At 68.5% G+C, this 25,630-nt stretch carries 24 protein-coding genes, 1 tRNA gene and 1 pseudogene; 7 read left to right on the top strand and 19 right to left on the bottom strand.

Going from position 1 to position 25,630, the window contains the following annotated elements; translation table 11 throughout:
• A pseudogene (locus ACAM49_RS05335) lies at nucleotides 1-306 on the top strand (serine/threonine protein phosphatase); the annotation flags it as partial.
• A gap of 79 nt (nucleotides 307-385) precedes the next feature.
• A tRNA-Met gene (locus ACAM49_RS05330) sits at nucleotides 386-459 on the top strand.
• A 79-nt stretch (nucleotides 460-538) separates the two neighbouring features.
• On the opposite strand, the gene ACAM49_RS05325 is transcribed toward ACAM49_RS05330, so the two are convergent.
• The 9 genes from ACAM49_RS05325 to ACAM49_RS05285 are packed head-to-tail and all read right to left on the bottom strand — an operon-like array spanning nucleotide 539 to nucleotide 11,272.
• Nucleotides 539-1,396 (bottom strand): methyltransferase domain-containing protein, encoded by an 858-nt coding sequence (locus tag ACAM49_RS05325; protein WP_369634322.1) that lies wholly within the window; start codon nucleotides 1,394-1,396, stop codon nucleotides 539-541.
• Between the two features lie 60 nt (nucleotides 1,397-1,456).
• Nucleotides 1,457-3,952 carry an ABC transporter permease gene (locus tag ACAM49_RS05320; RefSeq protein WP_369634321.1) on the bottom strand — a complete coding sequence of 832 codons (2,496 nt, stop codon included), beginning with the start codon at nucleotides 3,950-3,952 and terminating at the stop codon, nucleotides 1,457-1,459.
• Nucleotides 3,949-4,890 carry an alpha/beta fold hydrolase gene (locus ACAM49_RS05315; RefSeq protein WP_369634320.1) on the bottom strand — a complete coding sequence of 314 codons (942 nt, stop codon included), beginning with the start codon at nucleotides 4,888-4,890 and terminating at the stop codon, nucleotides 3,949-3,951. The genes ACAM49_RS05320 and ACAM49_RS05315 overlap by 4 nt, the downstream gene beginning before the upstream one ends.
• Entirely contained in the window at nucleotides 4,887-5,549 is a 663-nt protein-coding gene (locus tag ACAM49_RS05310; RefSeq protein ID WP_369634319.1) for a DUF6875 domain-containing protein, read from the bottom strand. Before ACAM49_RS05310 ends, ACAM49_RS05315 begins: the two co-directional genes overlap by 4 nt.
• A complete protein-coding gene (locus ACAM49_RS05305; protein ID WP_369634318.1) occupies nucleotides 5,546-6,577 on the bottom strand; it encodes a methyltransferase in 1,032 nt (343 codons plus the stop codon). The genes ACAM49_RS05310 and ACAM49_RS05305 overlap by 4 nt, the downstream gene beginning before the upstream one ends.
• Before the next feature lie 9 nt (nucleotides 6,578-6,586).
• Complete coding sequence (locus tag ACAM49_RS05300; protein WP_369634317.1) at nucleotides 6,587-7,936, bottom strand: cytochrome P450; 1,350 nt, start codon at nucleotides 7,934-7,936, stop codon at nucleotides 6,587-6,589.
• Nucleotides 7,933-8,982, bottom strand: a complete 1,050-nt coding sequence (locus ACAM49_RS05295; RefSeq protein ID WP_369634316.1) for a UbiA family prenyltransferase — start codon at nucleotides 8,980-8,982, stop codon at nucleotides 7,933-7,935. The genes ACAM49_RS05300 and ACAM49_RS05295 overlap by 4 nt, the downstream gene beginning before the upstream one ends.
• Nucleotides 8,979-10,004 (bottom strand): histidinol-phosphate transaminase, encoded by a 1,026-nt coding sequence (locus ACAM49_RS05290; protein ID WP_369634315.1) that lies wholly within the window; start codon nucleotides 10,002-10,004, stop codon nucleotides 8,979-8,981. Before ACAM49_RS05290 ends, ACAM49_RS05295 begins: the two co-directional genes overlap by 4 nt.
• A 26-nt stretch (nucleotides 10,005-10,030) precedes the next feature.
• A complete protein-coding gene (locus ACAM49_RS05285) occupies nucleotides 10,031-11,272 on the bottom strand; it encodes an NAD(P)/FAD-dependent oxidoreductase (protein ID WP_369634314.1) in 1,242 nt (413 codons plus the stop codon).
• Nucleotides 11,273-11,499: 227 nt separating this feature from the next.
• On the opposite strand from ACAM49_RS05285, the gene ACAM49_RS05280 reads away from it, so the two are divergent.
• Nucleotides 11,500-11,934 (top strand): XRE family transcriptional regulator, encoded by a 435-nt coding sequence (locus ACAM49_RS05280; protein ID WP_369634313.1) that lies wholly within the window; start codon nucleotides 11,500-11,502, stop codon nucleotides 11,932-11,934.
• Here the strand turns inward: ACAM49_RS05280 and ACAM49_RS05275 are convergent.
• The 3 genes from ACAM49_RS05275 to ACAM49_RS05265 are packed head-to-tail and all read right to left on the bottom strand — an operon-like array spanning nucleotide 11,862 to nucleotide 14,340.
• Entirely contained in the window at nucleotides 11,862-12,941 is a 1,080-nt protein-coding gene (locus tag ACAM49_RS05275; RefSeq protein ID WP_369634312.1) for a DUF6545 domain-containing protein, read from the bottom strand. The two genes, ACAM49_RS05280 and ACAM49_RS05275, sit on opposite strands and share 73 nt — an antisense overlap.
• Before the next feature lie 4 nt (nucleotides 12,942-12,945).
• Nucleotides 12,946-13,704: a hypothetical protein gene (locus tag ACAM49_RS05270; RefSeq protein ID WP_369634311.1), complete on the bottom strand. Its 759-nt coding sequence runs from the start codon at nucleotides 13,702-13,704 to the stop codon at nucleotides 12,946-12,948.
• Entirely contained in the window at nucleotides 13,705-14,340 is a 636-nt protein-coding gene (locus ACAM49_RS05265) for a TetR/AcrR family transcriptional regulator (RefSeq protein WP_369634310.1), read from the bottom strand.
• A 166-nt stretch (nucleotides 14,341-14,506) separates the two neighbouring features.
• Here ACAM49_RS05265 and ACAM49_RS05260 point away from each other — a divergent pair, with 166 nt between their 5' ends.
• The 3 genes from ACAM49_RS05260 to ACAM49_RS05250 are packed head-to-tail and all read left to right on the top strand — an operon-like array spanning nucleotide 14,507 to nucleotide 17,430.
• The gene (locus ACAM49_RS05260) at nucleotides 14,507-15,532 is read left to right on the top strand and encodes an alpha/beta hydrolase (protein ID WP_369634309.1); all 1,026 of its coding nucleotides are present in this window, start codon (nucleotides 14,507-14,509) and stop codon (nucleotides 15,530-15,532) included.
• Nucleotides 15,533-15,560: 28 nt separating this feature from the next.
• On the top strand, nucleotides 15,561-16,487 hold the full coding sequence (locus ACAM49_RS05255; RefSeq protein ID WP_369634308.1) for an SDR family NAD(P)-dependent oxidoreductase: 927 nt from the start codon (nucleotides 15,561-15,563) through the stop codon (nucleotides 16,485-16,487).
• A 28-nt stretch (nucleotides 16,488-16,515) separates the two neighbouring features.
• The gene (locus ACAM49_RS05250; protein WP_369634307.1) at nucleotides 16,516-17,430 is read left to right on the top strand and encodes an SDR family NAD(P)-dependent oxidoreductase; all 915 of its coding nucleotides are present in this window, start codon (nucleotides 16,516-16,518) and stop codon (nucleotides 17,428-17,430) included.
• On the opposite strand, the gene ACAM49_RS05245 is transcribed toward ACAM49_RS05250, so the two are convergent.
• The 3 genes from ACAM49_RS05245 to ACAM49_RS05235 form a co-directional block, all read right to left on the bottom strand.
• Nucleotides 17,421-17,852, bottom strand: coding sequence for an SRPBCC family protein (locus ACAM49_RS05245; protein WP_369634306.1), 432 nt, complete (start codon nucleotides 17,850-17,852; stop codon nucleotides 17,421-17,423). The two genes, ACAM49_RS05250 and ACAM49_RS05245, sit on opposite strands and share 10 nt — an antisense overlap.
• Before the next feature lie 69 nt (nucleotides 17,853-17,921).
• On the bottom strand, nucleotides 17,922-18,224 hold the full coding sequence (locus tag ACAM49_RS05240) for a type II toxin-antitoxin system PemK/MazF family toxin (RefSeq protein ID WP_369634305.1): 303 nt from the start codon (nucleotides 18,222-18,224) through the stop codon (nucleotides 17,922-17,924).
• On the bottom strand, nucleotides 18,221-18,463 hold the full coding sequence (locus ACAM49_RS05235; protein WP_369634304.1) for a ribbon-helix-helix domain-containing protein: 243 nt from the start codon (nucleotides 18,461-18,463) through the stop codon (nucleotides 18,221-18,223). The genes ACAM49_RS05240 and ACAM49_RS05235 overlap by 4 nt, the downstream gene beginning before the upstream one ends.
• A 482-nt stretch (nucleotides 18,464-18,945) precedes the next feature.
• Between ACAM49_RS05235 and hrpB the strand changes: the two genes are divergently transcribed.
• Nucleotides 18,946-21,387 carry an ATP-dependent helicase HrpB gene (gene hrpB, locus ACAM49_RS05230; RefSeq protein ID WP_369634303.1) on the top strand — a complete coding sequence of 814 codons (2,442 nt, stop codon included), beginning with the start codon at nucleotides 18,946-18,948 and terminating at the stop codon, nucleotides 21,385-21,387.
• A 4-nt stretch (nucleotides 21,388-21,391) separates the two neighbouring features.
• Here hrpB and ACAM49_RS05225 read toward each other — a convergent pair whose 3' ends face one another.
• The 4 genes from ACAM49_RS05225 to ACAM49_RS05210 form a co-directional block, all read right to left on the bottom strand.
• Nucleotides 21,392-21,676 carry a FeoC-like transcriptional regulator gene (locus tag ACAM49_RS05225; protein ID WP_369634302.1) on the bottom strand — a complete coding sequence of 95 codons (285 nt, stop codon included), beginning with the start codon at nucleotides 21,674-21,676 and terminating at the stop codon, nucleotides 21,392-21,394.
• Nucleotides 21,673-23,775, bottom strand: a complete 2,103-nt coding sequence (gene feoB / locus ACAM49_RS05220) for a ferrous iron transport protein B (RefSeq protein WP_369634301.1) — start codon at nucleotides 23,773-23,775, stop codon at nucleotides 21,673-21,675. Before feoB ends, ACAM49_RS05225 begins: the two co-directional genes overlap by 4 nt.
• Nucleotides 23,768-24,004, bottom strand: coding sequence for a FeoA domain-containing protein (locus ACAM49_RS05215; protein WP_369634300.1), 237 nt, complete (start codon nucleotides 24,002-24,004; stop codon nucleotides 23,768-23,770). Before ACAM49_RS05215 ends, feoB begins: the two co-directional genes overlap by 8 nt.
• Before the next feature lie 158 nt (nucleotides 24,005-24,162).
• Nucleotides 24,163-25,545 carry a DUF2252 domain-containing protein gene (locus ACAM49_RS05210; RefSeq protein WP_369634299.1) on the bottom strand — a complete coding sequence of 461 codons (1,383 nt, stop codon included), beginning with the start codon at nucleotides 25,543-25,545 and terminating at the stop codon, nucleotides 24,163-24,165.
• Between the last annotated feature and the right edge of the window lie 85 nt (nucleotides 25,546-25,630).

Genomic DNA, 25,630 nt, shown 5'->3' with positions numbered 1-25,630 from the left:
GTCGCCGAATACTTCCGCTCCCGCGGCCACGACCCCCTCCCCGGCATGTCCCACCTGGTCACCACCTCCGCCCGCACCGCCCGCCCCGAGGACATCGGCCGCGCCACCACCGGCTCGAGCACCGGCCGCCTCCTCCTCTGCACCGACGGCGTCGGCAAGCGCCTCGCCATGCCGGTCATCAAATCGATTCTGGCGGAGGACGCTTCGCCCAAGAATGCCGCCGAATCGCTGGTCGACACCGCCCTCTCCACCGGCGGCACCGACAACACCACCGCCCTGGTGATCGACGCCCTCCGGCTCCCCTGACCACCCCATCTCGAAAAACCATCCCCCACCAGCCGATTAGGTGCCACCCTCCCAACTATGTAAGGTAGTAATCACCCAACGCGGGGTGGAGCAGCTCGGTAGCTCGCTGGGCTCATAACCCAGAGGTCGCAGGTTCAAATCCTGTCCCCGCTACTAGTAGAACGGTCCCGGAACCAGTGGTTCCGGGACCGTTTTCATTCGTCGGCGTTGCTGGTCGTCAAAAGTCCGGGCGTTATTGCTTGCGGGCGGATACCAGGGCGATGGTGCCCAGGCCCTGGCGCAGGATCGGCCATTGCAGGCTCGCGCCGATCAGGTTGCGGTGGGCCTCCGGGGCACGCCAGCCTGCGGCGGTGATCAGATGGGACGGGCCGCGGAAGACGCGGGCGGCTCGGTGTAGGCGGCGGGCGGAGCGGAGTGTCTGTTCGCGGATGTCGCGGATGGCGACGTCCTGGAATCCGACGGATTCGGCCGCCGTACGGAATTCGTCGAAGGTGTCGAGATCGGGGAAGGCCCACGCATCGGCCCAATCCATGAGCAGGGTCTCGGCGTTTTCGGGTAGGTCGCGGGAGGTTCGGAAGCCGTCCTCGACGGCGATCCGGCCGCCGGGTCGCAGTAGTCGATGGGATTCGCGCAGGAAATCCGCCTTGTCCCGGGCATAGCAGACGCTTTCCTGCGCCCAGACGAAGTCGAACGAATCGGCGGCGAAGCCGGTGTCGCAGAAGTCGGAGACCTCGAAGGTGAGCAGCTCCGACAGTCCCCGTTCGGCCGCGTAGCGGCGGGCCTTGTCGACCTGGAAGGAGCAGAGCGTAATGCCCACCACCTGTGCGCCGAAGGTCTCGGCCAACCACATGGATGATCCGCCCACCCCGCAACCGGCGTCGAGAATGCGTGTGCCCCTGGTGATTTGCGCGTGCGCGGCGAGTTCCTGATTCATCCGCAGCAATGAGTCGCTGTGGTTCCGGGTGCGCTCGTCCCAGAATCCGTAGTGCATGGCGCGGTTTCGCTTGTCCATCCAGACGCCGCGGTAGTCGTACCAGGATTTCTCGTAGTACTTGATGATGCGATCGTGTTCGAATGTCGTGGTGGTCATGGGATCTCGGCCTCCATTGCGGTTGCGGCCGCCGGGGTGTGCGGCCGGGGAGAATTGCTGTCAATCGGCGGCGACGGCGGCGAGGATCTCGACGCGGGTCGCGCGTGACGCCGGGGGCACCGCGCCCAGCAGGCATAAGGCGATGGCGACGAGCGCCGACCACATCGCGGCGGGGACGAAGCGGTAGGTCACATCGATACCGGTCAGGACCCGCAGCACGGCATCACCCAACAGATGCGCGGCTTCGCCGGCCGCGATGCCCGCGATGCCGCCCACGGCGCCGATCGCGGCCGCCTCGACCGCGATCGTGCGGAAGAGGAGGCGCCGGGTGGCGCCCATGGCTCGCAATACGCCGATTTCGTTGTGCCGCTGCACGACTGCCAGGGCGAGTGTGTTCATGACGGCGAATGCGGCCAGCAGCGCCACGATCCATTGCAGGCCGAGGGCGAATACGCTCGCCTGGGTGATATTGGTGACGGCCTCGTCGTAGGCGACGGGACCTCGGAACAGACTGGCCTCCGCGCCGAGGACGTTCTGTAGACGCTGCCGTAGCGCGTCGGGGTTCACACCGTCCGCGGCATCGACCGTCAGATAGGTCTCCCCGGGGCGGTCGAACCACGCGCGCATGGTGTCGAGATTCATCACGAGAATCCCGGCATCGGTTGAGAGATAGCCGATTTCGTCGACGATGCGGGTATGGCGGGATCCGGTGGGCGTGCCGATCGTGATCTCGTCGCCGTGGTTCAGACCCAGGCGGTCGCCGAGCAGTCGGGAGATCACCACCCCGCGTCCGGCGAGCACGGCGGCCCGGGTCTCCGCGGTCAGCAGCGGGGCGATATTGGCGTTGTTACCCGATTCGATGCCCGCGACCTGGACGCGCAGACCGTCGATGGTCATGTAGGCCCACTGCCCGGCGGCGACGCGTCCCACCCCGGGTGTGGCACGCACCCGTTCGGTCCAGTCCGATGGCATTGTCACACTGGGGAATCCGTCCGACCCACTGGCCGTGACCAGCAGATCCGTGTCCCGCAGTGGCCGTAGCGTCTCGCCGGCCGAGCGCGTCATATCGCCGAGTGCGCCGTGAATCGCGATACCGACCGCGACCGCGACCATCACGGTCATGGCGGTCGCCCAGCTGCGGCGCGGCGCGCGCGGTACGGCCGCCGCGGCCAGCCGCCCCGCCGCGCCGAAGCCACGGCACAACCACGCGGCGGCGGCCACCGCGGGCCGGGTCAGCGCGAGCCCGAGCAGCAGCACACCGCACAGCAGCACGCCCACGGCCAGTACTACAGCCGAATTGTGCACGCGCATAACCAGATACGGCGCCGCAGCCAGTGCGATCACCGCGAAGGTCGCCGCGATCAGGGCCGGACGGCGTCCCGGTGGTTCGCCCGGTGTCAGCGCGGCCGATCGCAGCGCCTCGGTCGGATGGATGCGGTACGCCTGGTGCGCGGCGACGGCGGTGGCCGTGACCGAGGTGGCCACACACAGCAGCACCGCGACCGGGTAGGTGACGACCGGCACGTGGAATTCCACTCGGGCAGAGACGATCCGGAGCAGGAACGGCGGTGTGCGCTCGATCGCCCAGCGTCCGGCCGCCAAACCCAGGGGGATACCGAGGACGGCGGCCAGCGCACCGGTCAGCGCGGCCTCGGCCAGCAGATCACCGACGATCGACCGTCGTCGCGCCCCGAGCGCGCGCAGCACGGCCAGCCCCGACCGCCGTTTGGCGACGGCCATACTCGTGGCATTGAACATCAGGAAGGCCGCGACCACGAAGGCGGTCGTGGCTACCAGCGTGGTGATGCTGCGGGTCAGCAGCAGCGCGTTGCGCACCTGCTCGGCCCGGAGCCGGCCGTCGGCCACCATGGCTCGGTGATCTACGGCGTCGGTGATCCGTGCGCGCAGGTCCGCGAGATCGGTGTCCGGCTCGGCGACGACCAGGATGGTGTCGATCCGGTCGGGGCGACCGGTCAGCCGCTGCGCCAACGGAAGCGGAGCGGCCAGGAAGTAACCGCCGTTGACCCGCTCGGCGAGATCCGCCGGAACCACCGCGGCGACCGTGAGCGATCGATCCGCGTAGTCCACCCGCTGCCCGGGGCGGTACCCCATTTGCGCACCCGCGATAACCGCATCGGATGCCGTGAGCAGTCCCGGGTTGTCGCGCAGTTGCCGCAGCAGCGCCGACCGCAGCGGTGAATCCAGTTGCAGCACCGACATATCGACGCCGAGCAGCGAGACGGGTTCGGGTGCGGTGCGAGTGTGCTCGAGCATCGGGACGGCGGCGCGCACCCCGGGGACACCGGCGACGACCCCGGTCAGCGACTGATCGAAACCGGTGTCGGTGAAACCGACCACCGACAGTTCCGCGCTGCCGGTCAGACCGCGTGTGAGCCGGTCGGCCGATCCGGTGAGCGAGCCGTACACCGTGATGACGGCGACCAGCAGCGCGGCGGCGACGGCCAGCATGCCCAGCAGCGCGGCGCTGCGCGCGGCGTGCGTGGTGGCGTCACGCCATCCGAGCACCCGAAGGCGGCCGAGCGTCGCGCCGATCATGACCCCGCCGACGACCGCGTGTCGGTGTCGAGGGCGTCGACGAACGCGCACAGTTCGTCGGCGAGCAGCTCCGGATGCGAGTACGGGGCCCAATGTCCGGTCGCGATCTCCCGCATCGACAGCCGCGGCGCGATGCGGCGCACATCCTCGAGCGCCGCCCGCCGGATGAGCAGGTCGCGGCGCGGGATGAGCAGGCGGACGGGAACCGTGGTGGGACGGTGGCGGGCCCGGAACAGTCGCACCGGAAAGGCATTCGCGCGGTACAGCCGAATCCCATTGGCCGCGTCCGCACCGAAATCCGGTGCGAGCGTGACCCGATCGGCGGCGATACCGTCGGAAACCCGCAGCAGCAGCCGATAGAGCGGGGCGCTGACACCCAGCCGGCCCAGTTGTCGCACCAGCCACGGGATTCCGGGCAGCGCGAACACGGGTTGGTAGGCGAAGCACAGCATCTGAGCCAGCACCTGGAGCAGACCGATCGGCGTCGGGCGGGCCAGCCGGGCGCGCACCCACAGCGCCAGTTGGTCGATGTTGAATCCGGACATGGGCAGGAACGCGGTGACGCGTTGTTCGGCTCCCGGCTCGCACACCACATCCCAAGCGGTCAGCGCGCCCCAGTCGTGGGCCATGAGGTGAACCGGCCGATCCGGGCTGACGGCATCGATGACCGCGCGCAGATCCGCGGCGTAGTCGGCGACCCGATACGCGCCGTACGAGGTCGGTTTCGAGCTGCCGCCATGACCGCGACAGTCGTAGGTCACCACATGGAAGCGGGCGGCGAGCCGCTCGGCCACGGCGTCCCACAGCTGGTGGGCGTCGGGCCAGCCGTGCACGAGCACCACGGTGTCGGGGTGCGCGGTGCCGTACTCGTACACCGCCAGATCGACGCCGCCGTTGCGCACCACGCGTTCGACGGGGGCGACACGGCCGCCGGTCATGATCGTCCTTCCGTCGCGGCGGAGAATCCCACCGGTTGTCTGTGCCCGTGCCGCCGGGCGGCCGCCGAGTACAGTTCGCGCAGCTGCGGGCTCACCCGGCCGCTGCCGTGGTACCGATGGCCGAAGCGCCGCCGGTACAGCTCGAACCAGGTCGGGTCGTCGTGCAGGAAGAGGATGTCGTGCAACGCCATTCGCCGCACCGCGAACAGCGGGTACGGCGCCCGGTTCACCGGGAATACCGGATTGTGGACGGCGGGTGCGGTGCATGCCGGATGAAACTGGCCGAGCATGAAGCCGCGCGCCGCCACCCGGGATTTGGTGCGGCGGTGGCCGTCGTCGATCAAGCGCCAGGCCGACTCCGGTAATCCGATGACAGGCACCACGAGGGTGCGCAGATCGCCGGGCCGGGTGTCGGGGGCCGCGGCGTCGAAGCGGTCGAGAATGGTTTCGATCAGCCCCGTCATCCGGGAGATCTCGGGCGCGCCCTGCCATCGGTGCTGCCGCACCGACAGCATGCCCGCCCTGATGGCCGGAATGACGAACGGGCACACCGGTCCCTCGCGGCCCAGCGCCGGATGCGGCCGGCCCACGCAGTCGCGAAGCCAGCGTGAAACTGTCTCGGCCACAACGGCATCGGGTTCCGACAGTGAGTACGTCATCCGGCCACCGCGGACTCTATGAGGCAGCTGCCGCCGAATCGGGTCACGGCGGTGACCACCAATCCCGCGGCCGCGTGCAGTTTCTCGTACTCCGCGATGGTGCGTTCGCGCCCGGAGGTGACGGTCGCCATGTACAGGCCCATGATCGCGGCCATGCGGTCGTCGTCCGACACCGGTGCCCGCTCGTCGCGGAAGTGTTCGACGACGGCCAGTCGCGCACCGGTGGTCATGGCGGACCGGCAATTCGACAGGATGCGCACACACACCTCGTCGCTCCAGTCATGACAGATGTGCCGCATGATCAAGAGGTCGTCGGCGCGCGGTCGCAGGTCGAGCGCGGTCATGAAATCACCTACCTCGCAGACACATCGGTCCGACAGGCCGCTCGCGCTCATCCGGGCGCGGGCACGTTCGATCGCGACGGGACGGTCGATGACGACACCGGTGCACCCGGACAGGTGGCTCAGCAATTCGGCGACCAGATACCCGTCGCCGCCGCCGATGTCCACAATGCGGCCGCAGTCCCGGCTCCGGACGACCGCGGCGATCTCCGCCAGATCCAGCTCCAGTCCCCGCGCCTGAGAATCGTCGAAGACCGCTCGCAGCACCGGATTTCGATCGAGCTCCGCGAAGAAGGAGCGGCCGTGGACGGTATCGAAGGAGGGTGTTCCGGTCCGGAGCGTCGTTTCCAGCCCATCCCACGCGCGACCGACGAGGCCGCGCACCAGCAACGCCGTGGGCAGCGCCGATCCGGGTTGATCGCGACGCAGATACCTGCCCCGCCCGGTGAGCCGCACGGTCTCGTCGTCGGCGAGGTGCACCAGATCGAACGCGGCCAGCAGCCGCAGCAGATCGTCGAGGCGGTCCCGGGCGAGGCCGCCCCGCTCGCTCAGTTCACCTGCCGTGCAGCCGGAATCGCCGATCAGCTCCGGCAGGCCGAGGTCGGCGAAGGCGCAGATCGCCTCGGAGACCAGGCGGCCGTAGATGAGGAACCGGACCGCCATCGCATCGTCGAATTCGGGAACCATGTGCTCGCCTCACAATTCGTGGCGCGCAGTCACGCGCGCCGGGAGACCGCCCGCGATCGTCGGCGCCAGCCCCGGCGTCTCGGTCGGCGACCAGCCCGGCGGTAGCTCGAGCCGGTAGCGGCGGATGATCACTGACAAGAGGTATTGCGCCTGCAGATAGGCCAATTGCGTACCCAGGCATCGATGCGGACCGGATCCGAAGGTGAGGTAGGCCAGCGTGGGCCGCTCACCCCGCGGCGCGGGGTCGTAGAAGCGCAGGGGACGGAAGTCCTCGGGATCGGACCACCAGCGCGGATCGCGGTGGATGGTGGACAGCGGGAACGCCAGCGGTGTGCCGCGCGGTATGTCGAAACCGGCGGCGGTCGAGTCGGCCGCCGCTATCCGCAGCAGCGGGGGCGAGCTCTGCAAGCGCAGTGACTCCTCGAAACACGCCTTGGCCCAGCGTAATCCGCGAACCGTCTCCACCGCATGGTCGCCCGGCTCGACCTCGGCGATCTCCGCGCGCAGGCGCTCCAGGGCCGCCGGATGCGCCAGCACCCGAGCGAAGGTCTGGGACAACGCCGCCGTCATGGATCCGTACGAGGCCGAGAGCAGCATGACCAGTTCATTGGTGACGGCCGCATCGTCGAGGCTCAGCCCCTCGCGGGTTCGGATTTCGAGAAGCGCGCCGAGTAGATCATCGAGAGGTTCGGGGCGGGCGCGACGGGCCCGCACACGAGCTCCGATCACCCGGTAGGACCGCACCGGTGCGGTCGCGGGCAGCCGGTCGGGGCCGCGCAGGACATTGGGCGGGCCGGACATGAGCCGGAGGAAGCCGAAGGCGCCGGTGCCCAGCCGAATTCCCTGATCGATGATCCGGATCTCGGCGGGCTCGAACGGTTCGGTGAATACCGCCGCCAGCATCCCCGCGAGCAGCAGCCGGTGCAGCACACGTTGCAGATCGACGGTGCCGTCGGCCGTGCGGGCCTGGTCGACCTCGGCATCGAGCCGGTTGTCGTAGATCTCGGCCATCCCGGCGAAGGTGCGCGCGAGTCTGGCCCCGCTGAACATCGACGCCACCGCCGAGCGCTTGTCCCGGAACGCCCTTCCCTCTTGAAATGACAAGCCACCCAGCCGATTACGGAAGGGCAGCCGGTAGCCGAGCTTCTGGTACCGGCCGTCGGTGTCGTTGAGATATCGAGCCGCGTCGTCGGGATGCCCGAAAACCACCACATCGCGGAGCGGGAACCGCAGCCGGCAGACATCGCCGTGGGCCCGGATCGTGTTCCGTACGAAGGTTTCCCGGTCCCGGGTGAAGGTGCGCAGCGTGCCCAGCGGGCCGAGTTCCGGCGGACCGGGGATGTGATCGAGCCGCCTCATCGGACCGAATCCGCTTTGGTGCGGCTGTCGAGTCGCAGGGCATCGGCGATCGCGATGAGTGCCATACCGATCAGCACCACCGCCACGTTCGCGGCGGTGCAGTCCAGCAGCAGGATCAGCGAGGCGAGGAAGCCGGCCGATACCAGCATGTCGGTGCGCAGCACATTGTTTCCCGCGGTCATGCTGTCGGCGCGAATGAGCCGAACGCCCTGCCAGACCACGATCGGCAGCCACAGCAGCGTGAACAGCGCGCGGGGCGGGAAGGCGCCGAGCGCGACCGGCGCGGCAATGCCCGCGTAGGCGATGATCGAGGCCACCGCCGCGGTGCGGGCGGCGCGATCGCGCGATCCGGTGACCGTCGCCGAGGTGGCCAGCCGGGCGTCGGCGTCACCTTCGAAGTCGGGCACATTCTTGACCAACCCCTTGGCACAGAACCAGAGCAGCAGGTAGAGGCAGGCGACCAGCAGCCCCGAATCCAGGGCCTGGGCGCGAATATCGGGCGCCAGCGCGGCAATGCTGGCGAAGGGGTAGGCGATGACGGTGGCGAACAACAGGATTCCCAGGACGGGACGTTCCTTGAGTCGCAATGGCCGGCACGAGTACTGGTGGGCGCCGACGAGCGCCACGATCGAGGTGACCAGGAAGGCCGGGCCGACGCACGCGGCGGCGATCACCACGAGCCCGCACAGCACATAGGTATCGCGCAGCAGCCGTTGCCGGCCGTAGCGGGTCAGGTGGAAGACCCGCGCGGGCATATTGGCGCTGTCCTCTTCGATATCGGTGTAGATATTGAACAGGTTCGCGATCGCGCCGACGATGAAGAAGACGGCCAATCCGATTGCGGTACGCCAGGTTTGCTCGATCCCCGCGAACTCGGCCCCGAGCTGGAAGGCGAAGATCATGGGAACGCAGGTCCGCGGACGGGAGAACGCGACGTAGAGCCGGGCGCGCAGCGGCCACGGCAGCCGTCGTTCGCCGGTCGCCTCCCGTGCGAGCGTAACCCGCTGCGCGACCGGCATTTCCAAGAAGTCGGCGAAAGTGGTCACGACGCTTCCTCCGAACTGTGACGGGTGCGGTGATCGAGTGCGTGCGATATCGCCTCGACGTCCGAGACGCTGGTGGCGGTGATGCGAATGCCCTCGGAAGGAAATTCGCGCACCGCTATGCCATAAGCCGCGAGGGTGGCGACCAAGCGATGTGGGGACGGCGTCGGCAGCCAGACGAAATTGCCGTTCGAGGCCGGAACGGGATAGCCGTGTGCCCGACCGAGATCGGCGAGTGCGGTGCGCGCCGCGCGAACCTCGGCGGCGCGTCGGCGCAGTTGTTCGGCCAGCCCCAGTGAGGCAATCGCCGCCGCGGATGCCAGCCTCCCGACCTCGAAAGGCAGCGCGACGGCGCGTAGCCGGCCGATCAGCGCCAGGTCGCCCAGCGCGTAGCCGACCCGCAGACCGGCGAGCCCGTGCGCCTTCGAAAAGGTCCGTGTCGCCACCAGATTGGGGTGTGCGCTGAGCAGCGCCAGGGTATCGGCGTCGCGGTGGAACTCGTCGAAATCGAGATACGCCTCATCCAGCACCACCAGGGTGGTGGCGGGAATGCGATCGATGAAGTCGGCTACCGCGGCGGCGCGCACCGCCTCACCGCTCGGGTTGTGTGGTGAGTTGAGCAGTACCGCACAGGTATCCGGCCCGACCGCGGCGGCCAGGGCGTCGAGCGGCTGCCACGCACCGAGGTGGCCCGGCACCGGTCGGGGCGAGGCGCCGGCCGCCCGGATCAGGGTCTCGTAGCCGGCGAATCCGGGCACCGCGTACACCACGTCGGACCAGGGGCGGGCGACCAGCCGCAGGATGGACTCGATGACGGCCGCGCTGCCGTGCCCGGCGAACACCCGGTCGGGCGAGATGTCCAGGTGTGCGGTGATTTCCGCGCACAGCCGCTCCGCCATCGGATCCGGATAGCGGGCGATTCGGTCGAGTTCGTCCGCGACCGCGTCACGGACCCCGGGCAGCGGGCCGTAGGCCAGCTCGTTATTGGCCAGATCCAGGGTCCGAAGTTCCCTGATGGTTTCCATGTGATCCCTTCGGATTCGGTTGTCGCTCAGCCCGCGTCGCGCACGGTCGGGCCCGGGACCGCAGCCGGGATCCGGTCCGGGCCGTCGCTGTAGTCGCGCAGCGCATCACGTCCGAAACCCGCGCGAATGGCCAGCCGGCGAATCGGTGCGTGATCGAGCGCGCGCACCGCGAGACTGATCGGCCGGGGATGGCCGACGGCCCGAAAGGCACCGCGCGCCAGCCCGTACTGCAGACCCCAGCGGCGCCGGAGCGCGCGCTCGTAGCCCGAGAGATCGTGTGGTCCACCGGCGGCCAGGGCCGCGACCGCGCACTCACTCGCGTCCAGCCCGGACTGCAGTGCCTTCGAAATGCCCGCCCCATTGGTCGGTTTGATCGCGCCGACGGCATCACCGGCCAGCAGCAGTCCCGGACGCCACGGAGGCCAGGCGGTGAAGCCCATCGGCAGTCGCCAGGCCTGTACGGCGCGCGCCTTGCGCAATTCGGCGATCTCCGGCAGTTGCCATTCCGGCGGCAGGCTTTTCATGAAGTCCCCGAGCATCCCGACCAGATTGATGTCGCGCCACTGGCGGAAGGTGGTGAGGTAGCCCGCGCCGACATTGATCCGCCCGTCTTCGAGCGGGAATACCCAGCCGTAGCCGGGGATGTAGCGCCGGTCGAAACGCAAGGGCATGTGGATCTCGAAGGACGGATCGTGCGGGCGATTCGAGGGCATCTCCGCGCGTACCGCGACCCCGACCGGACCGGATATCCGGCTTTCCAGGCCCAGGGCCTTCTTCATCGGCGAGTACGCGCCGTCGGCCGCGATCACGATGTCGGCCCGGATGCGCTCGGTGGTCGATCGCGCGGTGCGGACCTCGATCCCGGTCACCAGATCGCCCGTCCGGATCGGCGCGATGGCCTCGCACGACTGGCGCACCTCCGCGCCCGCGCCCGCCGCGTGGGTGAGCAGCAGCTCGTCGAATTCCAGGCGGCGGGCCACCCGCGCGAAATTCGGCAGACCTGGGCGGTCCGGCCAGCGCACCTGCCAGCTGCTGCTGCCTCGAATCTTGAGATACTCGACGACCGGAAACCGTTCCAGCTCCGCGCTCAGGCCCATCCCCTCCAGCAGGCCGAGCGCGCGCGGTGTCAGTCCGTCGCCACAGGGTTTGTCGCGGGGGAAGCGGGCCTTGTCCACGCACAGCACCGAGGCTCCCGAGGTGGCCGCCTGCCAGGCGGCGGCCGAACCGGCGGGCCCGCCACCGACCACGACGATGTCGTACTTCTTCAAATGTTCACCGTTTTCACCACGAATGACATTGCGACGCAAGGGTGTTGCCCGCGACGCCGTGACTATGCCACAGCATAGGCACGATTCTGTGGCATAGCGGGACGTCCGGGTGAATGTGCCCCGCATCACAGGGATTCCATCGCGGCTATCGGTGATGGATGCGCGTGAAAGATATGCTGTAGCATGAGCGCCGCATAGATGCGAGCCGGAAAATGGGGGAGTCGGACATGGACGAAGGGGCCGCCTTCTCCGAGCGCCTCGAATACTTGTTCCGAACCATGCCCAATGCTCAGGGCCATCGGTACACCGCTGACGAGATCGCCCGCCGCGCCACCGATCTCGGTCATCCGATCTCGGCGGTGTATGTCTCCCAGCTGCGTTCGGGATTGAAGCAGAATCCCTCGCTCAAGCACGCCGCGGGTCTGGCGGCCGCGTTCGACGTGGACATCCGATTCTTCACCGACGACGAGGTATGGCAGCGCGGTCGTCAGGAGATCGAATATCTGCGACTGGCCACCGCCCCGGATATCGAGGCGCTGGCATTCCGGGCGCTGGATCTGTCACAGCAGTCCCTGGCCTCGCTGATCGACTACCTCAAGTTCCTACGCGTCAAAGAGGGCTTGCCCGCGGACCCTCCGGATCTGCCCGATCCGCGGCACTGAGCCGAACCGGCTCGCGAGCGGAACAGCGCCGCCGCGGCCAACTCGTACGCGGCATGATGGGCATCATCGTGCACCATGGTGCGGATCGTCTCGTGGTCCAGCGAGTGGGAGGCGGCCACCGCCGGTGCGTCGCGTTGCAGCAGCCGCAGGCCGTCACTGATTTCGACCAGCATTTCGGTGATGCGGGTTTCGATGCGCAGACTCATCCGTGACTGGAATCGGATCTGCGGGTATCGCTCCAGCAGCCAATGATGAAGAGGCTCCAGCTGTTCGAGATAGGACAGCGCGATGCGGGCGCCGCGGACCGCACCCGCGACAACCGGGCCGATGGTGCCGACAACCAACAGCGCGCCGCATGTGATCTGAAGTGTCGTGGTGACATTCCGCGCCCACACGGGCGGCATGGCAGGCCACAGGGTGACCACCAGGACCACCCATAGCTCGTATCCGATGAAGCCGACGGTCACGCCGGTCAGTGCGGCCAATAGTCGCCTGCGCCAGGAACGTTCCCGGCGGTGCGCGCGGATTGCCGCGCGAGCCAGCGGAAGCAGCGCGTGAATCACCGTGATCGCCTGGATGACCCAGAAAATCCGCATTCGCGGACTGCCGTCGATCGCGTATCCGAAACCCATGCCGTTTGGTTGCTGTGGCGAGGTGGCGAACAGGGCCACCAGGACGACGGCGACCGTCCCGTACATCGCGCGGGTCGCCAATGCCCGTCGTCTGGTCGACGGCGGGCCGGTCGCGAGGTAGTCCAGCCAGTACAGAGAGGACAGTGCCAGTGCGCCCAACATGCACAGCTGGCTCACGAGGTACGCGGAATTGACTCGTACGGCCGCGAACAGCGCCTCGAGACTCGGGGTGATCAGCAGATAGCCGAGGCAGAACAATCCCAGCACAATGATCGGAACACGTTGCCCGCGTGCGCCCTGCGGTGGAAGTTGCCAGATGGCCGCGAGCATGCCGAGGAAAATGAGCAGGCCCATCACGGCGCTGAACTGCGCCATTCGACTACTCGATCCGGGTATGCGGAAAACCCAGCGCGGTAAGGATTTTGGCATGCTCGCCGGTTCCGCCGCCGCTCCACAGGATGGTTCGCAGAGTTCGCCGGGCGAAGGCCTCGGCCTCGCGTTCGCTGCTCATGTCGTATGACGATCGGTAGCGCACCTGCGCGAAATGCGCGATGGCTCCCGGTCCGAGTACCGAGCACACCGCCGAACCGGTCTCGATTCGGTGATCAATGGTGCTGTGGCCGTACAGAATATGACCGGCTTCATGCAGCACGGTGTTGATCCGGGCAATTGTCGGCAGGCCCGCGTCGTATTCGATGAGGTCTCCCGCATCGGTCCGCGTCCAGCGACCCGCGACGGCCTGGGGCAGCGTGGTGCTGGCAACGATCCGAACCGGAATGCCACTGGCCTCGAACAGGATTCGCCCGAACCCGGACAGCGAGAAGGGTTGCAGCTGGGCGGTATTCCGTTGCACTGCGATCAACGTCCGGCGTTGCGTTCGTCGGGTCATACAGCGTTCGGCTGTCGGCGTCGCAGCGCCGGATCCGAGTCCACCAGGCCGCAACAAACGATCATGCGCTCGGACAGTACCGGTTCGAACCGGACAGTGTCCAAGCGAACGGGTGCGGTTGATCTTGGGCTTGCCGTGGACGATCCGCCGCCGGGAACGCGGATGCGACGGCTTTTCATGCTGATGGCACGCAATGTCTGCTGTGTCGGCACGGCAGTGTGCCGCGCGGTGCCAGGACTGCGCCGTCACTCAAACTTCGTCCGCACCGGGCAGGCCCGCGCGGGCGGCCCAGATACGGGCGGTGTCGGAGAGGATCTGTGCCGAGGCGTCGGTGTCGACGAGGGTGGAGGCTTGGCCTATGGCCAGGCCGATGCCGGTGCTGAGGATGGCGGTGACGGCCTGTTCGACTCGGGCGGTGGTGTTGGGGTCGGGGGTGTCGAGTTGGGCTAGCAGGGCGGCTTGCGCGGTGGTTTTGATGAACTCCAGGGTGCCGATCACCGAGCCGAATTGGTCGGGGTTGCGGCGGGCTACGAGCATGAATTCCGCGACCAGCAGGGTGAGTTGGGTGTTCGAGCCCAGGGTGCGCCACCAGGCGTCGAGGGCGTCCAGGTTCGCGCCGAGGGGTTGGCCCGGGGCCAGGGCGTTGGCGGTCAGTTCGGCGAAGGTGTTGCCGTAGAAGCGTTCCAGTACGGCCTGGCAGAGGGCTTCCTTGCTGGGGAAATTCGCGTAGATCGAGCCGACGGTGCGGTCGGCCGCGGCGGCGATCTCGGCGACCTTGGTGTCGTGCAGCCCCTTTGCGAGGAACAGCCGTTCGGCGGTGTCCAGGATGAGCTCGCGGGTGCGGGCCTGTGACTCCGCGCGGGTCGGCGCCTTGCGCGGGGGCATCCACCACCCCTTTCGACCGACCGATTCCGACCGCGCCCATCCTACGATGCGTGAAATCCTCTCCGGCAACACGATTTGGCATCTGTCTGAGACAACTCTTGTGATCATGGATGCTTCCGGATAACGTCATTATCTGATTTCGGTGCGCGCCAGAAGGAAATCGACCATGAGCGAAGCGTTTTCGAGCGTCAGCGTCGAGATGCCGAACAAGGCGAGTCTGCGCACCCGGGTCGCCAATCCGGTGCTGTTCGCGACTGCGCGGACGGGGCTGAACTTATTGGCGCACGGGGTCCGCCGAGTCGCTCCGACCAAGCACGCCTTCCGGGTGAGCCGGGCGGTGGATACGCCCGCGATGGTGCTGGTGGCCCCGCGCGGCACCCGCCGCCGGCGCGTGGAGTTCGAGGAGGGTCACGCGGAATGGTTGTGGCACAAGACAATCGATGATCCGGATGACAATCGAGACGGCGCGATTCTGTACTTCCACGGCGGCGGGTACGTCTCCTGCGGGCTCAATACCCATCGCCGGTTCGTGGCCAAGATCGGGCGGGCGAGCGGACTGCCGGTTCTGAACGTCGACTATCGGCAGCTGCCGTCGGCGCACTTCACCGAGACCCTCGACGATGCGGTGGCGTCCTACCGATATCTGCTGGACCGGGGATTCGCGCCGGAACGGATCATCGCCTGCGGTGATTCCGCGGGCGGCGGATTGGCCTTCCGGTTCGCCTTGGCCGCCAGGGAGCGGGGCTTGCCGGTGCCGGGCGGGGTTTCGGCCATCGCGCCCTGGGCGGACCTGGATTGGACGCTGCGCAACAACCACGCGAATGCGGCGCGCGATGTCGTGGTGCCGCCGCTGGGGCTGGAGGTCGTCGCCCGCTACGGGTACGCCGTCGACGGCAAGCTGGATCCGGCGTGGTCGGCGGTGAACCACGACTTCACCGGCATGCCACCGGCTTTCATCCAGGTGGGTTCGAGTGAGTGCCTGCTCTCGGACGCCGTGCAGCTGGCTCGACGCGCCGAGGAGGCGAATGTGCCGCTGCGGCTGCAGATCTGGGACCACGCGCCGCATGTGCACCACGCCGGATCCGATGTGCTGCCCGACGCCCGGGCCGCCATCCGCGAGCTCGCCGCCTTCCATCGTCACATCATCACCGGGGCGGCCACCGGCGGCCGCGACCGGACCACCGCCGCGTAGGCGAAACACGAAAGGGGCAGTGCCGCCCATGAAATCGTTCAATCCGCAGGTGGCCGTGGTGACCGGCGCGGGCAGCGGTATCGGCCGCGGCACCGCGAAAGCGCTCGCTTCCCACGGTGCCACCGTCGTCATCGCCGATATCAATTTGGACGCCGCGAACGACGCTGTCGCCGAAATCCGTTCGCTGGGAGGGAAAGCCGAGGCATTCCGGCTCGACGTTGCCGACACCCCCGCCCTGGAGGCCTTCGCGGAGGAGGTGCGGGAACAATTCGGGGTACCGGATGTCGTGGTCAACAATGCGGGCATCGTCGTCGGCGGCCCGTTCCTCGAGGTTCCCCTGGAAGATCTGGAACGCATCATCGACATCAATCTGATGGCGATGATCCACGGCTGCCGCGTCTTCGGGCAGCAGATGGTGGATCGTGGCCGCGGCGGGCACCTGGTGAACATCGCGTCCATGGCGGCGTTCGCGCCCGCCCCGTACACCGCGCCCTACAGCATCGGCAAGTACGCCGTGAAGCATTTCAGCGAGTGCATTCGCGCCGAATTCGCCTCGCATGGAATCGGTGTCACCGTCATCTGCCCGGGGCTGATCTCCACCAATCTGGCCGAATCCACGCGTGCGGGCGGCTTCGGTGATGCGCAGCTCGATCTCGGCAAGCAGATCGTCGCCAAGGGGATGTCGTTCCTGGGAATGCATCCGGACAAGGCGGGGCGGCAGATCGTCGATGCCGTCCGGAAAAACATTGCGGTGGAACCGATCCGGCTCGAGGCGCGACTGTCCCGGCCCATCGCCCGCTACTTCCCCGGTCTGGTCCGGACCGTCATGACCGTGGCCGCCGCCCCGGATATCCACCGGCTGATCCGCCTGACCGAGCAGCCCGCGCTGCTGGAGGCCGGGCGCACGCTGGCCGAGCGCATGCCCAAACGCGGCAACCACGGCGTGAACGTCTGATCCGGCCGAATTCCCTTCAGGAGCAACAATGTCCAAGTTCAACGGCAAGCTCGTCGTCGTGACCGGGGCGGGCAGCGGCATCGGCCGTGCCACCTCCCGCGAATTCGCCAAGGCCGGCGCCCGCGTGGTGGTCAGCGACATCAACTCCGACAGCGCCAAGGCGACCGTCGCACTCATCGAACGCGAGGGCGGAACGGCCTTCCCCTACGCGGTCGACGTCTCGGACAAGACCGCCATGGCCGACTTCGCCGCCGACGTGCACACCACTCACGGCACCCCTGCCGTACTGGTCAACAACGCCGGATTCACCACGGCCGGACCATTTCTCGGCCACACCGCCGCCGACTGGGACCGCATCATGGGCGTCAACTTCTGGGGCGTCGTCCACGGCAGCCGCCTCTTCGGCCGCCAAATGGTCGACTCGGGCCACGGCGGCCGCATCCTCAACATCACCTCCCCGGCCGCGGTCATCCCCATCACCCTCAGCACCCCCTACTGCACCAGCAAAGCCGCCGCCCAAATGCTCACCGAATGCTTACGCCTGGAATTCGCCCGCACCAAGGTCGGCGTCACCGCAGTCCTCCCCGCCTTCATCAACACCGGCTTCTACCCCTCCGCCCAAATGGTCGGCATAGAAGGCGAAATGAGCACCCGCATGAAAGGCGTCTCGGTAGTAGCCGCCAAACTCGTGGCGCGCAGCCCAGAGCGGCTGGGCCGCAACATAGTTCGCATAGCGGCGCACAACCCGGCCATAGCCCCGACCCCGTTCGAGTCTCGGATCGCCTGCACCGCCGCCCGCCTCTCCCCAACCGGCGCCCGCCGAGCCGCCCGCCTCATGGACACCGAAACCATCGCCACCGTGGTGGACCGCCTGGTCCCGTCGCTCATCCTGCGCGGCATAGACGACGTGGTGGACCGCTTCGCTCAGAGCGGTCAGCCGTAGAGTTGGACGAATCTGTCCATCGAGCGTTCGACGTCGCCGCGGAGGGCGCGGGCGACTGCGGAGCCGATGGGGCCGAACAGGGGTGCGCCGCCCAGGTTGAAGTTGGCGGTGACCTTCGAGCCGGTGGGGGTGGGGGAGACCCGGAGGTCCAGGCCGAATTTGGTGCCGCCGATGCCGTGGCCGTCGAGGACCAGGCGGTTGGGAGGTTCGGCGGTCTTGACGGTCCAGGTGACCCGGTTGCGGAAGCCCTTGACGGTGGCGACGCCGACCAGGCGGGTGCCGGGGGTGAGTTCCTCGGGGACGCGGCCGCGCCAGCCTTCGTGGAGGGTGAGCCACTTGTCCAACTCGGGGAGGTCGGAGGCATGCGCCCACGCCTCGTCGGGTGGGATCGGAACGTCTACGGAAACCTGGAGCTTGGCCACGAGAGCGATGGTATCTGTTACAGGTTGTAGCTCTATTCCGGCATCGATTTCAGGGTGCCGATGAATCAGCTACTTCAATTCGAATGCGGCCTGGATCGCGTTGGTCAAGTGGGGCTCCTGTGCGGAGAGTAGATAGCCCACTCGGCGGCCGAGTGCGTCGGCGGGGATGGTGGTGATCTTGTCCAGAAGCGCCACGCAGTCATGGTCCAGCCCGTTGCTGGAATCGAGCCGAACCTCGGTGGGTATGCCGCGGATAGTGCTGGTGATCGGGGCGACGGTGACCGTGTTCAGCACCGGCCGGGCGACCTCGCGGGTCAGGACCAGCACGGGCCGCGGCTTGGTGCCCAACTCCGCAATATGAATCGGCCTCACTCATCACCCCATACGGCGTTGTTCGCGGCGTTCAGGAATTCGTCCAGGTCCTCGTTGCCCTTGCCGTCGGGGATGGCGGTGTACCCGGCGACGATGGCTTCCCCGATGGTGCGTTCGCGGTAGTGCTCGAGGGCGGCGGTGACCAGGGCGGCACGGCTGGCGCAATGCTGGGCGGCAACCTCGGCGTCCACGAAATCGACTAGTTCGTCGGGCAGGCGAACGGTGATCTGCTTGCTCATACCGTCCATAATACCGATATCGGTATGCATCTGGGATTCGATTTGGATGTCATACGATCGCCGGATCCGGTTCCGGCTACACCTGGGATTCCACCAACCCCAATGCGACCGAGGCCTTCGACAAACCGGTCGAGGGTGTGTGGGCGAGTGATCATTTCGGTGTCAGTCGCCGATGTCGATATCGGCCTGCTCGATCGCTGATCGCGGCCCGAAAAGCAACGTCGCCGGGCGAAGGGGGGGAGTTGGCCCGGCGACGTCACTATTGTCGTGGCCATCGAATGGCCACCGATACGGGCCCACCTAGTTTTGGGGGGAGTGAACAGGTGGCCCGGGCAAGATCATACGGACAAACCCCATCGTCTTGGCAAGTCTCATGTGAGCAACGAAATCGACTGAACCGCAATCGGTTGCGTTTCGTGGCGGGAATCGGCCCATGACCCGGCTCGGTCGCCCGCCGCGGCGACCGGCAGACTGGGGCGGACATGAAGCTGCCAGACCTACCCGACCTGCCCGTTCGCGCGGCTCTCGACGAGATCGTGGGAACACTGACCGCCCACGGCACCGCCGTGCTGGTCGCGCCGCCGGGCACCGGCAAGACGACCCTCGTGCCCCTGGCGCTGGCCGCCGGCGCCGAGGGACGGATCGTGGTGGCCGAACCGCGGCGGCTGGCCGCGCGGGCGGCGGCCGGTCGAATGGCCGCACTACTGGGCGAGCGGGTCGGCGAGACCGTCGGATACTCGGTGCGCGGCGACCGGAAGGTCGGTCCGCGCACCCGCATCGAGGTGGTGACCTCCGGGCTGCTGGTGCGGCGGCTGCAGGGCGATCCCGAACTGGGCGGCGTGGACGTGGTGGTGCTCGACGAATGCCACGAGCGGCACCTCGACGCGGATCTGCTGCTGGCCCTGCTGCTGGACGCGCGCGCCGGGCTGCGACCGGATCTGCGGGTGCTGGCCACCTCGGCGACCGTTGCGGCGGACCGGCTTTCGGTGCTGCTGGGCGGGGAGGACGCGCCCGCGCCGGTGCTGGAGGTGCGCGGGCGGGCGTACCCGGTGGCCATGGATTACGTGCCGCCGCTGGCCCGGGAGCGCATCGAGCAGCAGGTGGCCCGGGTCACGCGAATGGCGTTGGCCGACACCGAGGGTGACGTGCTGGTGTTCCTGCCCGGAGCGGGCGAGATCCGGCGCACGGCCGAACGGCTCTCGGGACTGCCCGACGTGGATGTGCTGCCGCTGCACGGCAGGCTCTCCGCCGCCGCACAGGACACCGCGCTGCGGGCGGGTGCGCGGCGACGCGTCGTCTTGTCCACCGCGGTCGCCGAATCCAGCCTGACCGTGCCCGGCGTGCGGGCCGTGGTGGATTCCGGACTGGCGCGGGTGCCGCGCATCGACCACCGCCGCGGCCTGTCCGGCCTTGCGACCGTGCGGGTTTCGGCGGCCGTGGCCGAACAGCGGGCCGGACGCGCGGGCCGGGAAGGCCCCGGTCACGCGTGGCGGTGCTGGCCGGAATACGAGCACGCCACCCTGCCCGCCTATCCGGAACCTGAGATCCGCACCGCCGACTTGACCAGGCTGGCCTTGGAATTGGCCTGCTGGGGCACCGTCGACGGGCAGGGACTCGCCTGGTGGGACGCGCCGCCGGCAGGCGGACTGGCGGCCGGGCGGGCGGTGCTGCGGGCACTCGACGCGGTGGACGACCATGGGGGAGTGACGGATCGAGGCCGTCGCATGGCGGCGGTGGGGCTGCATCCCCGGCTGGCACGGGCCCTGCTCGACGGCGCGGCCGAGGTCGGGGCGCGGGCGGCGGCCGAGGTGGTCGCTCTGCTCGACGATGATTCGCTCGCATCGGGCGTCGATCTGGTTGCCGCGCTGCGAAGTCTGCGCACCGAAAGACCTACCCGCTGGCAGCGCGAGGCCGAACGCCTCGCGAAACTGGTGCGCGGCGAGGGCGTCGACGATCCGGCTCTCGTTGCGGCACTGGCCTATCCGGAGCGGCTGGCCCGCCGCCGCGCACCCGGCTCGACCAGCTACCTGATGGCGGGCGGCACCGCGCTGACCCTGCCGCCGGGCAGCGGACTCGGCGATGCCGAATGGCTGGCCATCGCCGTCGCGGGCCGCGACCCGGGACAGTCGGAGGGCCGAATCAGATTGGCGGCCAAGGCCGATGAGCGGCTGGCCCGCCGGGCCGCGGCGAACCTGCTCGACACCGTGGACGAGGTCGACTGGGTGGACGGCGGTATGGTGGCCCGCCGTGCGGAACGCCTCGGTGCGATCACATTGTCGGAGAAGCCTTTACCCGCTCCCGACCCGGCCCTGGTGACGGCCGCCCTGCTGCGCGGGCTGCGCGCCGAGGGCCTGAGCCTGCTGCGCTGGACCGAGGACGCCCTCGCCCTGCGTCAACGCCTGGACTTCCTGCACCGCACCCTCGGCGCGCCCTGGCCCGCCGTGGACGACGAGACCCTGCTCGCCGAGGCCGAAACCTGGCTCGCCCCGGAGCTTTCCACCGCCCGCCGCCGCGCCGACCTGGAACGCGTCGACGCCGGACCGGCCCTGCGCCGCCTGCTCCCGTGGCCCGAGGCCGCCCACCTCGACGACCTCGCCCCCGAACGCCTCGAGGTCCCCTCCGGCAGCCGGGTCCGCCTCGACTACTCCGCCGACCCGCCGGTGCTCGCGGTCAAGGTCCAGGAGATCTTCGGCTGGAACGAAACCCCGCGCCTGGCGGGCGGTCGCGTCTCGATCCTGCTGCACCTGCTCTCACCCGCCCAACGCCCCGTCGCCGTCACCGCCGACCTGCCGTCCTTCTGGCGCACCGGCTGGCCCCAGGTCCGCGCCGACCTGCGCGGCCGCTACCCCAAACACGCCTGGCCCGAGGACCCCACGACGGTCACCGCCCACCGCGGCACCGCCCGCAACGCGAATCGCCCCTGATCCGTCAATCCCTGAGTGGGCGCGGGGTGATGGCGAGTAGGACGGGGCCCTTATCGCCGGTGGGGCAACTGGATTGGGCGCAGCCGCCGCAGCCGGTGGAGGGGCAGGACGAGCCGATCTGTTCCACCGACAAGCGGCCCTTGCGGACCCAGTAGTCGACCATGGCTTTGGCCTCGTCCAGGGATACGCCTACGCGCCGGGCGATCTGGTCGAGGCTGAAATCGCCTCGGGATTCGGTGATCTCGGCCAGCACCCGGCGCAGCGGGCTCGCCGCTACCGTGGCGCTCACCAGAAGATCCGTCCGATCTGGAAGACCGCCACCGCCAGCACCCACGCCACCGCCAGCTGCATGACCACGCTCATGAGCGTCGCGCGCAACCCGATGGTGCCGCGCAGCGCCGCGAGGGTGGCCACGCACGGGGTGTAGGCGAGCAGGAACATCATGAACGCGAGCACCGCGGGCAGGGTGTGACCGCCCGACGAGTCCCGGAAGGTCTCCCGCAGCGAATCCGCGAGCGGCGCGCTCGCCGCGCCGTGCCCGGGATCATCCATGCTGTAGGACTGCGCGATGGTCGCGACCACCGCCTCCTTGGCGACGAACCCGGTGGCCAGCGCCGCACCGGCATGCCAGTCGTCGAATCCGGCGGGCGCGAAGACCGGGGCCACCGCCGAGGAGACCGTGCCCAGCGCGCTGTCGCCGGGATCCACCTGCCCGAAGGTGCCGCCGCCCACCGGAATCGAGGCCAGCAGCCAGATGGCCGTGACGGTGACGACGATGATGCCGCTGGCGGTGCTGAGGAATCCGCGCAGCTTCTGCCAGGTGACGGCGCTCAGCACCCGCAGGCTGGGGCGGCGGTAGGGCGGCAGGTCGAGCACCAGCGGCTCGTCCGCCATGTCGCGGAAGATGATGTTGCGCAACAGGTATCCCACGCCGACCACCAGCACGATGGAGGTCAGGTACATGGCGAAGACCACCGTCCCCGCCTGGCTGCCGAAGAAGACACCCGCCAGCATCACGTAAACCACCAGGCGCGCACTGCAACTGGTGAACGGGATCAGCAGCGCGGTGAGCATCCGGTGCCGGGGATTGGACAGCACCTTGGTACCGGCGATGGCGGGCACATTGCAGCCGAAGCCGACGATCAGCGGCAGTACCGCGCGCCCGGGCAGGCCGATGGTGCGCATGAGCCGGTCGGCCACGAACGCCGCGCGGGCCATGTAGCCCGAATCCTCCAGCACCGCCAGCAGAACGAACATGATCAGCATGAGCGGCACGAAGCTCAGCACCACGCCGACACCGCCGATGAAGCCGTCCCGCACCAGCCCGATCAGCGGCTGCGGTGCGTGCAGGGTGTTCAGGAAGCCCGCCGTCGCATCGGCGATCGGCCCGGTGATGACGCCCTGCAACGCGTCCTGCAGCGGCTTGGCCACGGTGGTGGTCAGCTCGAACACCACCCACATGACGGCCAGGAAGATCGGAACGCCGATCCAGCGGTGAGTGACGATCCGATCCACCCGATCGCTCAGCGTGACACGGGTTTCCGAGCCGGTGACCACGGCCGCGCGCACATCGTGGGCCCAGGCGTAGCGGCGTTCGGCGATCAGGATCTCGCCGTCCTCCTCGGAATCCATCGGCTCGTCGGCGGTGTCGGCGAGGATGGTGCGGGCGGCGACGGCCAGGTCGGCGGGGACCCCGGGCGGGACGTCCCCGGCGAGCAGGGCCAGCGCCAGCCAGCGCGGCGGATAGTGCTCGGGCAGTAGCGGTTTCAGCCTCTCGACGGCCGCCTCCACATCCTCGCCCAGATGCGGCGCGATCGGCGCGCGCCGATCCTGCAGCGCCGCGTCGACGGCCCGGGCCAGCGCGGGCATTCCGGTGCCGCCGCGCGCGACCAGCGGCACCACCGGCACACCGGCCACCGCGGCCAGCCGGGCGGCGTCGACGGGCGTGCCGCGGCCGTCCGCCACATCGGTCATGGTCATGGCGATCACCGTCGGCAGGCCGGTCTCGAGCACCTGCGACAGCAGATACAGGCTGCGCGCCAGGTTCGCGGCGTCCACCACTGCGATCACCACGTCGGGGCGATCCGGGCCGGAGTCGGTGAGCAGGGCGTCGCGGGTGACGGCCTCATCGGGCGCGGCGGGCAGCAGGCTGTGGGTGCCGGGCAGGTCCAGCAGGCGAATCGTGCGGTCGGGACCCAGTTTCCACGGTCCCTCGGTCACCTCGACCGTGGTGCCCGGCCAGTTGCCGACCCGCTGCCGGGCCCCGGTGGCGGCATTGAACAGCGTCGACTTGCCGACGTTCGGATTGCCGACCAGGACCACGGTGGAGGTGTCGGTCAGGGTCGCGGTCGAGGTGGAAGCCGATCCGCCGCAACAGGATTCACTCATGCGCGGACTCCCGCGCCACGTCGATGGCCCGGGCGGTGGCCGCGTCCACCGCGATCCGCGCGTCGCCGAGGCACAGGATGCGGCCGCCGTGCACGCCGATGGTGGCCACGCTGGCCGGCGCGCCGGGAATCAAACCCATCTCGAGCAGTCGCCGTCGCTGTCGCCCCAGGAGTCGAATCCGTCCGATCCGGAATTTCTCTCCCGGTTTGCTGTCGAGCAGCGAGCTCATGCGGACCCCTTTCAGCCGGTCATGGGGAACTCCCGAACGATCCCAGTGAACTGGACCGCCGATTGCGTTAGGGAAACCTAATGACCAATTTTAAGAGGGCGCTGAGAAATAGCTATACCGCGCTAATCACGTCCTGATTGGGACGTTCGTCCCTTTACTCATTTCCCTTCGCCCATCGTGCTGTCGTCCGCGACGAGCCGTCCGGAATCGATGGCGGCCAACAGCGCTTCGTGATCGGCGGCCGTCTGATCGGCGTAGGCGAGCGCGAATTCGCCCATCGCCTTGTCGAAGACGTCGCTGCCGCCCAGGTATGCCGCGATGGCCACCCGATCGCCCGAACGCGCGTGCCCGCGGGCCAGGGTGTGCCCGCACAGCGCCGCGTACTGCCGCAGCTGCGCGGCCGACATGTCGTCGATGACCAAGGAGCCCTTCATGTCTCGCAGCTGACGCCAGTAGTAGAACAGCCCGTCCGGCCCGGTCGCCCAGCCCAGGAAGATATCCCCGGCCGACTGGGTGAGCCGCTGCCCGTGCACCACCCGATGTCCCTGATGGCGGAACTGGCTGGCGCCCAGATGCGGTGTCAGCACCGAAGCCTCGGCCTGCTTCACCTGCAGGAACAGCGGATCTCCGGTGGTGCGCCCGGTCAACAGGGCGATGAAGCAGCGCGTTCCCACACTGCCCACCCCGACGACTTTCATTGCGATGTCCCGCAATTCGTACCGATCCAGCAGTACCCGGCGCTCCTCCGGTAGCGTCGCACGGTAGTCCGCCAGCACCGAATCCAGTTGTGCGTACAGCTCTTTCGGCACCGGCAGTACCAACGGCGGATCCGCCTTGATCCGCGGCGTCCCGTCCGGCCCGGGCTCGGTGAGCTTGTCCAGCGCCTGCAGGCTCGTCCGCGCCTTCGCCTTGTTGATCACCTTGTCGGTCAGCTTGCGGTCCTTGGGCTTCACCAGTTCGGATACCTGCTCGGCCTCGACCATCTGATACCAGACATCGGTCTCCCCGAGTGTCGCCAGCCGCGCCATCGTCTCCCGGTAGGCCTGTGCCGCCGTCACCGCGCCGTCGACCGCCTCGGCATCGGTGAACCCGTTCGCCCGGCCCGCCACCGCCACACTCGCGACCAGCCGCTTCACATCCCACTCGAACGGTCCCGGCAGCGTCTCGTCGAAGTCGTTGAGGTCGAACACGAGTGACCGCTCCGGCGATGCGAACAGCCCGAAATTCGACAGGTGCGCATCCCCGCACAGCTGCACCCGCAGCCCGGTGTTCTCCCCGGCGGCCAGGTCTTCCGCCATGATCGCGGGCGCGCCCCGAAAGAACGGAAACTGCCCGGCGGCCATCCGCGCGTACCGGATCTTCACCAGCTCGGCGACGCGGGTCTCGGCCTGCCGCTCGAGTATCGAGATCGGATCCACCCGATCCGCCGCCGGTTTCCACACCCCCAGCGCCGACCGCGTCACCGTCTTGCGTGCCGCCCGCCCGGCCTCGGCCGCCGCCTCGGCACTACCCGACACTGACCCCGCCACGGAAGTCGACATGAAGCGACTTTAGACCCGATCCCCGCTGATCCCGTCGACCGATCGGGATGAGTCGGCATCTGAACCATTCGTATTTCGGAATCCC

This window comes from Nocardia sp. JMUB6875, from assembly GCF_041154655.1.
Lineage (GTDB): Bacteria > Actinomycetota > Actinomycetes > Mycobacteriales > Mycobacteriaceae > Nocardia.
The sequence above is the reverse complement of the archived record's forward strand: the minus strand, read 5'-3'. Positions and strand labels throughout refer to the sequence as shown.